This is a genomic window from Polynucleobacter sp. 39-46-10 (genome assembly GCF_002282275.1).
In genome coordinates, this window is sequence record NZ_NCJB01000094.1 from 1 (window position 1) to 8,771 (window position 8,771).

Here is an 8,771-nt window from a genome sequence, read left to right on the forward strand (position 1 = left end):
TGATCCAGGCGATCGCAGTGTTGTGACAGTGGAGATGAAAAATAACTTTATGCAGGCAGCTAATGGCATCTTGCGTGTGAAGGCCGATACTGTTCGTCGAACTGCCACAATGGCTTTTTGTGAGGCAAAGCTCTATAACGATCAGGGCGAGATCTGCTGTATGGCAACAGGAACGTTTCAGTTTCTAAAAAGACTCGCCACTAAAGATGCAAATGGCGAACGAGTCATCAATGAGGATTCGCGTCAGCAGAAATAACTCCGCCTTGATCGGAAGGCTATACCGATAGGTTTGATCCGGGGGCAGAGCTGAGCTCTCCAGTGACAACATCATGGCCTACAGTGCCATTGGCATCAAAACGTCTTTCCACCATTTCGAACTGACCATCATTGCGAACGCGCAAAATGGTACTAGAACGCGTTCCGTAAGATGGTGTCTTGATAAATGCTGCTGATAGGGCTCTTTCCCAATCTGGGTTCACACCAGTACTGGGCAACTCCTGTGGACTAGCTTCATGGGTATCGGCCAATACGCGTAAGTAGTGATCTGCATTCTTCAGTTGGCCACTATCCATTGCCAATGTTTGGGCAAATGCTGCAACTCGATGGTTCACTTTGGGCCATGGTGTGTCGAGCATGGCATTCGATAGACCATAGACACCAGGGCTAAGAGCTTGCTCAGGAAACACTTTTCTTGGGCGAATATTTTGCCCCATCATCAGGCGATTGCTTACCCAATGCATCTCAGCATTCTCAGGATCACTGAGATCTGCCATGAGTAGATTAAAGCCGTTGTATTGATCAAATCGCTTTGCGTTTTCTTGAACATAAGCATGTGGCTTATGCTGACCTGTCAGGTAGCGAAGGCTGAGCTCCCCGCGTGTTCTGGCATCTGGATTTTTTTCACTAGGTGCCCTGACATTAGTTAGCGCAGCAAAGCGACCTGTTTTAGTAAAGCCCAGCCAAGTTCCTGGGCTACCCAATACATCAGCTCGATCTTTTCCAGCTAAAACATGAGGATGTTCTTCCCACCAACCCAGGGGGTCAGTGTCACGCTCATAAAACTCATCTCGATTTGCCGCTACTACCAAAGGGTAGTCTGGATGTGATTTCCAGGCAAAGAGAATTAAGCACATATGGGATAAGCGGGGCTAATAATGAAATTAAATTTCTAATAAAGGATAGGGTAGTGTGCCTATTTTTAACACAGGGCCGGTAGGCATGCCTAGATGGATTTCCCCAGTCTCAAGAGCATCTAGCTTGCATTCAATCTGAAAATCCATTTGATCTGCATTTTCTGGCTTAGTCGCCGCAAGTACCACCATACCGCATGGCTGAGTGGAATCGCTTTCGTGAAATAGCTCTACACCTGGTTTAGCAAAATCCAGCGCAGATGCACTTAAATTGCTACTGGCAAGTTGTAACCTACGCTTAACTGCACCACGGTATTGGCTTCTAGCAACAATCTCTTGCCCAGGGTAACAACCTTTTTTAAAATCAACGCCTGCTACAGATTCAAAATTGACCATTTGCGGGACAAATTGCTCTTGGGTTGCTAAGACAATCCGAGGGATACCACTTAATACCTCGAGGCGATCCCATTGCGCTAGAGCATCAACCTCGATGATCGATTCGCTGGATTCAGATTTTCTTTTGGCAATGAGTAAGCGCTCAAATGTGTGATTGGAAATTGAAACATCTGGCATCCGCAAGACAAGAGAGTTATTCAGTTGATTGGCTGATTCAAGATTGTGATCATCTCGATATGCACCAAGAATTTCCCAATCATTTGAGGCATCCACAACTTTTACTTTTGACCGCAGAACATACATCGCCAATCGTTTGGCAATACTAGCGGCAATATCTTTAGAGACAAAGAGTGCAAAGCGATCATCTGAGTCGGGAGATTCTGGAAATAAGCCAAGCCAAGCACTAGCTAAGAGACGCCCTTTAGGACTGCAATATCCCACCAGACGAACTGAGCCAAGTCCTTGGGCTATCTCTCCCGAAACAGTGCGCTTCAAGCCCAACACTGAATTACTGAGCTGACTTTGAAGGAGGGTAGCTGCATCAGAGCCTTCGACCAGAATTAAACCCCAATTGGGAAGAAGGGTGGATCCATGGTTCAAAAAGGTCATTGGCATTGGGGGTTTTTAGGGCTGAGGGTCATGTGCTTTTATCATAGCTTGATGAGCAGAAAATTTCAGAGAAGAACTCTTTTCATCAAGCATTCCAAGTTTGGGGGCTGGAAATCCTTTGGATTGTCCCTAATTGCCATTCTAATTCTTATGTACGCTGCCATCTTTTTATGGCCTGTCGTGCCTTCCGCATCCAATATTCCTGAGGGCTCCGCCTACAGAATTAAGATTGCCCCTCAATCTGGCCTATCGTCGATTTCTAAGCAGTTAGCAGCCCAAGGCATTTCGTCAAACGTGCTGACCTTTCAAATTGCCGCAAGAGCGCTATTTGTTAGCTCAAAGCTAAAGCCCGGAACCTACCAACTACCTACTCGCGCTAGCTTAGGCAATATTTTGTTACAAATCGCGCGTGGTGATCGAGTACGAGAAAGCATCGCGATTATTCCTGGCATGACTATATGGCAGCTGAGAGCTTTAATTGACAATCACCCAGCCCTGATTCATCAAACCAAGGGCATGAGCTCTAAGGAGCTGTTGCAAGCTCTTGGCCTCTTCTATCCGGGAGATGAGGGACTTTTCTATCCAGATACCTATATTTTTGACCCAGATGACTCAGATATCTCAATTTACAGAAGGGCTTCTCAGGCAATGCAAAAGCAGCTTAATGCTGTTTGGGGACAAAAAGATACGGCCTTGCCACTTAAAACACCTTATGAGCTTCTCATCCTTGGTTCAATAGTGGAAAAGGAGACTGGGCGCTCCAGTGACCGATCCTTGGTTGCCGCAGTATTTGTCAATCGACTGAATTTGAATATGCCATTACAGACAGATCCAACTGTAATTTACGGCATTGGCCCTCAATTTGACGGTAATCTTCGAAAAGCAGATTTACGTAAAGACAGTCCCTACAATACTTATATGCGCAAAGGTTTACCACCCACTCCGATAGCAATGCCAAGTAAGGAGTCTCTCCAGGCTGTGATCAATCCGGCAAAAAGTGATGCAATCTATTTTGTGGCGCGCGGTGATGGCAGCAGTCATTTTTCCAAAACATTGAAAGAGCATGAAAGTGCTGTTGATCAATTTCAACGCAAACGTAATGCCTCAGCTAAATCAAATTCACAATAATTCTTATGGCAACTCAATTTCCAGGTTATTTCATTAGTTTTGAGGGTATTGATGGTGCCGGCAAGAGTACGCATATCGAGTCTTTTAGCCAGTTATTAAAACAGCGCTATCCAGACCGTGAAGTTGTCATGACTCGAGAGCCAGGCGGCACCCAGTTAGGTGAGCAGCTGCGTGCCTTATTACTCGATGCCCCCATGAACTTAGAAACGGAAGCTTTGCTGATGTTCGCGGCTCGTCGTGAACATATTGCTCAAATAATAGAGCCTGCATTACAGGCCGGGAAGATTGTTATTTCCGATCGCTTTACCGATGCTAGCTTTGCTTATCAAGGTGGGGGGCGGGGCTTAAGCCTGAGCAAGCTAAATGATTTAGAGCGTTGGGTGCAAGGGCGTCCAGATGGCACATTACTTCAACCGAATCTAACTTTTCTGTTTGATTTGCCCGGCTCAATTGCCGAAACTAGAAGATCAAAGGTGAGGGCGCCTGATAAATTTGAAAAGATGGATCTAGATTTTTTTGAGAAGGTTCGTCAAGAGTATTTGCGTAGAGCAAAAGCAGATCCCAAACGCTTTTATCTTGTAGATGCCACTAGAACACCAGATGCAATTTGGAATGAACTTGAGTCACTCGAGATCAAACTCTAAATGAGCGACCTGATGTTCCCAATCGAGTCGGAAAAGAAAATAGCACCCTGGCTAGAGTCCATTTGGGCTGGCCTTGATCTAACTGTATTTCCGAACGCGGTATTGATTCATGGTCAATCAGGTATTGGCAAGTTTGAGTTCTCCATTGAATTAGCTAAAGCGCTTTTATGTGAATCATCATCCGAGGTGAAGCCCTGCAACCAATGCGAGGCTTGCAGGTGGTTTGATTCTGGTAACCACCCCGATTTTGTTGCCCTGGTGCCCGAGACGCATCGCAAACTGTTGCCTCATGGTGATTTTGATTCTGAAGCTGACTCTCCTAAAAAATCTAAGGCCGCCCAAGCCGATAGCGATGGGGATGGACCCGAGAAGAAAGAGAAAAAGACCATTGCCATTGAAGATGCTCGGAGTGCAATTGAAGCGCTATCTATTGGATCTCACCGTGGTGGCAATCGAGTAATTTTGGTTTATCCACTAGAAATGTTGAGACCGGACTCTGCGAATACTTTATTGAAGTCTCTCGAAGAGCCGCCCAAAAATACGATCTTTATTTTGCTTGCCGATCGCCTTGATCGTGTTTTGCCTACAATTCGCTCACGCTGTCGCCTACTTTCTGCACCACGACCAGATCGATTAACTGGACTAAGCTGGTTGCGTAATCAGCTCAATAAAGTGCCTGGCCTAAAAATGAGCGATGCCGATATTGAGTCTATCTATGATGAACAGGGCGGGGCACCATATGCAGTTTTAGATTCCTTAATTGCGCGCCACAACCAGGATGAAAAAGATGAGCTCACTATAGCCATCCAGGCATCACGATATTTATTGCAAGCGATGTCGCAGGGTCCTCGCATAAATTGGTTGGATGCTGCCGATAAGACGCAAAAGGCACGCTATTCAGTTTTGCTGACCACAATGCAGCGCTGGGTCTCAGACCTACAGAGTTGCGCTCAATTGGGCTCACCCCGTTATTACCCAAAGCATGAGGACTCAATTAAAGCCCTAGCCAAAGAAGCCCGCCTGCCAAAGTTGCTTCGTTTCTGGAAATCTTTGACACAGGCGCGGCGTCATGAAAATCACCCCCTGGCTACACGCATTCAATTGGAGGCCTTACTTTCCCAATACCAGCAGGTATTTGAAGATTAAAATGGTGAGTCATGTTTATAGACTCACATTGCCATCTCGATTTCCCAGAATTTCAAGCTAGACTTCCTGAGGTTTTAGCCAATATGGCTGCCTGCAAAGTGACTCACGCACTTTGTATTTCGGTTGATATCCCAGATTTTCCGAAAGTGCGGAAACTTGCTGAGGATCATGCTCATTTATATGCCTCTGTCGGAGTTCATCCAGACTACGAAGACACCCCAGAACCTAGCTTTGAGTTTTTGCTTGAAGAGGCTAAACACCCCAAAATCGTTGCTATAGGTGAGACCGGTTTGGACTATTACCGCATGGGTGATCGCAGCTATGAATCCATGGAATGGCAAAGAGATCGATTTAGGACTCATATCAGAGCTGCCGTTGCCTCGAAAAAGCCTCTCATCATCCACACACGTTCATCTTCAGTAGATACGCTCAAAATCCTAAAAGAAGAGGCCGCTGATCAGGTTGGCGGGGTTATGCACTGTTTTACAGAAACTACTGAGGTGGCCAAGGCAGCTATGGACATGGGCTTTTATATCTCGTTTTCAGGCATTGTGACCTTTAAGAGCGCCAAAGATCTTCAGGAGACTTGCAAATATGTCCCACTGGATCGCATGTTGATTGAAACGGATTCGCCTTATTTAGCCCCAATTCCTTATCGCGGCAAGACCAATGAGCCTGCCTGGGTCTCTAAGGTTGGTGAATTTGTAGCCAATCTCAAAGGTGTCTCTGTTGATGAGATAGCCGAGCGAACTTCTAGTAATTTTTTCCAATGTTTTCAAATAAATAGAGCAACTTCATGAGAGATTCATTTAAATTCATTTTCGCTGTAAATGCAGTTACATTGTGTCTTTCCAGTAGCTTATTTGCGCAATCGGCCGATCAAATTGATGACTTTACTAAGGCCGCTAAGTTTGATGATGTTTCTGAGGTTCAATCGCTCTTGAAGGCTGGCATTAGCCCAAATACCTTAGATCCCAAGGGTAATCCAATGTTGATAGTCGCCATCCGCGATAAATCTAAGAAAGTGACGGATTTACTCCTTGCAAATCCTGCCACTAACGTGAATTTGGCTAATAAGAGTGGTGAAAACGCACTCATGATGGCGGCATTCGATGGAGATCTCCCAACAGTCAAGATGCTGGTTTTAGATAAGAAGGCATCCGTAAACAAGCAAGGCTGGGCGCCAATTCACTATGCGGCCACTAACGGGCATCTTCAAATAGTTGAATTCTTGATGGCTCATGGAGCTAGGGTTAATGCCTTTAGTCCCAGCGAAACAACGCCCCTGATGATGGCTATAGGATCTGGCAATGAACAGCTGATTAAATACCTTTTAGACAGTGGCGCCGACTTGAGTTTGAGGAATCATGAAGGCTATACCGCGATTGATATTGCCCAGTTATTTGGCAAGGATGACATTCGTGACGGCTTGAAATCAAGATGGGTAAAGCTTTATAAAGAGCCTTATCCAGGCGGACCAAAGAAGTCACCTACATAATTGACATTATCCTTTGTTGCGTATAATCATTATTATGTCAAATAAGATATTAAAGTAAATTAAGACAGAAGCAAACACTATATGGACCTACTAGAGCAAATAGCCAAACTACCCGGCTTTCACAATCTACCGAGTTTTAATACCCTATTCGCCCAGATCAATACAGACATGGGAAACAGCCAGATTTGGTTTGTGCTGGTGCTGGCATGCCTCATGCTGACATTTCATGGCGTGGCCGTTCTGATGATTGCAGGCGCGTTCCATTGGCTAGATCAAAAGCTAGAGAACAAACGAGTATATGGGGCTAATTTCCTGTCGTATTTCATAGCAATTTTGTTAATTATTGCCAGTCATTTATCAGAAATCGTAGCTTGGGCTTACCTCTGTGTAGCTTTGCAAGTATTTCCAACTAATCCGCAGACCTTCTATTTTGCCGGCGAGATGTACACCACGGTGGGATTTGGCACCTATAACCTGTCTGAGCAATGGAGAATCTTGCCCATCATCATTTCATTCTCTGGAATCTTTGCCGTCTCGATGTCTGGAGCCGCCTTGTATTCCATGATGGGCGCATTATTGGGTAGATCCAATCAAAATCCTAAATCAGGCTCCGGTTTCTAAGCGGCATACTTAAGAGCGGGTTTTTGGGTTCAATTAACCAGCTTGGACTTATCGATTGGTTCTCTTTGCTTAAAAACAAGCTCGAGGACTCGCCCATTGGACTCTAGAGAGCGCATTCTTCCTGGAAGCCAATCTAGGTCCCTAGCCAACCAAATATCTACCTGACGCTTGTATGGATCGTTCTCGCGTTGCATGAGGGCGTAATGCCTATTTATAGATTTACCCAAACTCGGAACGTCTTCGGACTCAACTTCACCGTAGCTCTTAAATTGCCACATCTCCAGCGTGTTGTAGTCAACTACAGGAAGTGCACGAATACTCCCCGCTTCATCGATTTTGTCGCTACCGTTTAGAAGCGAGGCAAATTGGAACATGAGGCTAAATCGATCCTGAGTCCCGGGGAGAAGATCGGGGGTGAACTCCGGCTTTTCAGAGAAGTACATCTTCCCTGCTCCATTTTGATCACGATCAAAGCGAGAGTAGCGAGGTGGTTTAGTGCCACGCTGGGTCCAATAAATGGATGGCGCTATTCCATAAGCATCAACAGAGCCACGTGATTCAAAAACAAAGGGGCCAACTACGGCATAAGGTATGTTGATATATAGGCGATAGTTATTGCCTTCGGTAATCCAGTCAAGCTGTGCTGTTTGATAAAGCTGTCCATCAACGTAGGCATCAAAATAGTAAATACCAGACTCAGGCAGACGAAATGCTTGCCCTGATTGATTGCCAACTGCGCCCTGCTCTCCTTTGCCCTGATCTGACAATGGGTCAGCTGAGACTGCATTTGTTTGCTTAGGCGTAGTTTTTTTCTTGGGTGTACTGACCATCTGAATCTTCTTTGGAGGATCAACACGAAGATCTGTTTTGATAATCAGATCTTCAGCAATAGGTGGCGGGGCGCCGAAAGAAATAAATGGGAGTCCAAAAAATAAAATGAGGTGGCCAGCAATGGATAAAAAGATTGCGGCAATCAAAATCCACAGAGATTTTCTGCGAATGAATGAAAGCAGATCGCCAAATAAATCAATCAAGACATTAATGCTCGATAAATTCGATTACCGCTGGAAGATGGGTGGCATAGTCGGCAATCCCATGATCACTTCCCTCAAGAATAAGCTGTTTAGCACCTGGGTAAAAAGTAACCATTTCTTTCCAATCAAGCAGCTCATCACCTTTAGCAGCAATTAAAAAATATCGCTCTGGATTGGAAATAGACTCAACTTGCAAAGCACGCAATTGATCAATGTATTCAGCCTTAAAATCGAAAGGCTCTTCGCTGTCATATGCCGTCATCATGCCCACATGCGGCTCTAATTCCCTTGCCGCATATACAGCAGGATTTAGTGCAATCGCTTTGCATTGATATTTTTCTGCAAGGTAATTTGTATAAAAGCCACCTAAAGACGATCCGATAATGACTATGCGATCAGCTTCAGATTGATCAATGCGTTTGATCACCATATCCATGCTTTCTTTTGGTGATGCTAGCAATTGTGGGCAATACCATTCATAGCTATTTTCTGTATTTGAAAGCGCCCTCACCGCTTCACCAGTCATTACTGCCTTGGTGGAGTTGGGTGAAGAACGAAAGCCATG

At 45.2% G+C, this 8,771-nt stretch carries 11 protein-coding genes; 7 read left to right on the forward strand and 4 right to left on the reverse strand.

Going from position 1 to position 8,771, the window contains the following annotated elements:
* A partial coding sequence (locus tag B7X71_RS08875; RefSeq protein ID WP_293600538.1) for a PaaI family thioesterase occupies positions 1-256 on the forward strand: 256 nt, incomplete at its 5' end.
* Positions 257-275: 19 nt separating this feature from the next.
* Here the strand turns inward: B7X71_RS08875 and B7X71_RS08880 are convergent.
* Positions 276-1,133, reverse strand: coding sequence for an NRDE family protein (locus B7X71_RS08880; RefSeq protein ID WP_215303678.1), 858 nt, complete (start codon positions 1,131-1,133; stop codon positions 276-278).
* 27 nt (positions 1,134-1,160) lie between these two features.
* Entirely contained in the window at positions 1,161-2,135 is a 975-nt protein-coding gene (locus B7X71_RS08885; RefSeq protein ID WP_293599405.1) for a folate-binding protein, read from the reverse strand.
* A 51-nt stretch (positions 2,136-2,186) separates the two neighbouring features.
* On the opposite strand from B7X71_RS08885, the gene mltG reads away from it, so the two are divergent.
* The 6 genes from mltG (at position 2,187) to B7X71_RS08915 (ending at position 7,172) form a co-directional block, all read left to right on the forward strand.
* Positions 2,187-3,263: an endolytic transglycosylase MltG gene (mltG, locus tag B7X71_RS08890; RefSeq protein ID WP_293600539.1), complete on the forward strand. Its 1,077-nt coding sequence runs from the start codon at positions 2,187-2,189 to the stop codon at positions 3,261-3,263.
* Positions 3,264-3,268: 5 nt separating this feature from the next.
* Complete coding sequence (gene tmk, locus B7X71_RS08895) at positions 3,269-3,907, forward strand: dTMP kinase (RefSeq protein WP_293600540.1); 639 nt, start codon at positions 3,269-3,271, stop codon at positions 3,905-3,907.
* 12 nt (positions 3,908-3,919) lie between these two features.
* Positions 3,920-5,053 (forward strand): DNA polymerase III subunit delta', encoded by a 1,134-nt coding sequence (locus B7X71_RS08900; RefSeq protein WP_293600541.1) that lies wholly within the window; start codon positions 3,920-3,922, stop codon positions 5,051-5,053.
* An 11-nt stretch (positions 5,054-5,064) separates the two neighbouring features.
* Complete coding sequence (locus tag B7X71_RS08905; RefSeq protein ID WP_293600542.1) at positions 5,065-5,853, forward strand: TatD family hydrolase; 789 nt, start codon at positions 5,065-5,067, stop codon at positions 5,851-5,853.
* Positions 5,850-6,551: an ankyrin repeat domain-containing protein gene (locus B7X71_RS08910; protein ID WP_293600543.1), complete on the forward strand. Its 702-nt coding sequence runs from the start codon at positions 5,850-5,852 to the stop codon at positions 6,549-6,551. The genes B7X71_RS08905 and B7X71_RS08910 overlap by 4 nt, the downstream gene beginning before the upstream one ends.
* Positions 6,552-6,632: 81 nt before the next feature.
* On the forward strand, positions 6,633-7,172 hold the full coding sequence (locus B7X71_RS08915) for an ion channel (protein ID WP_215387790.1): 540 nt from the start codon (positions 6,633-6,635) through the stop codon (positions 7,170-7,172).
* A 29-nt stretch (positions 7,173-7,201) separates the two neighbouring features.
* Here the strand turns inward: B7X71_RS08915 and B7X71_RS08920 are convergent, their stop codons facing one another.
* Positions 7,202-8,206 (reverse strand): DUF3108 domain-containing protein, encoded by a 1,005-nt coding sequence (locus B7X71_RS08920; RefSeq protein ID WP_293600544.1) that lies wholly within the window; start codon positions 8,204-8,206, stop codon positions 7,202-7,204.
* 4 nt (positions 8,207-8,210) lie between these two features.
* On the reverse strand, positions 8,211-8,771 hold a 561-nt coding region (locus tag B7X71_RS08925; protein WP_293600545.1), incomplete at its 5' end, for a YqiA/YcfP family alpha/beta fold hydrolase.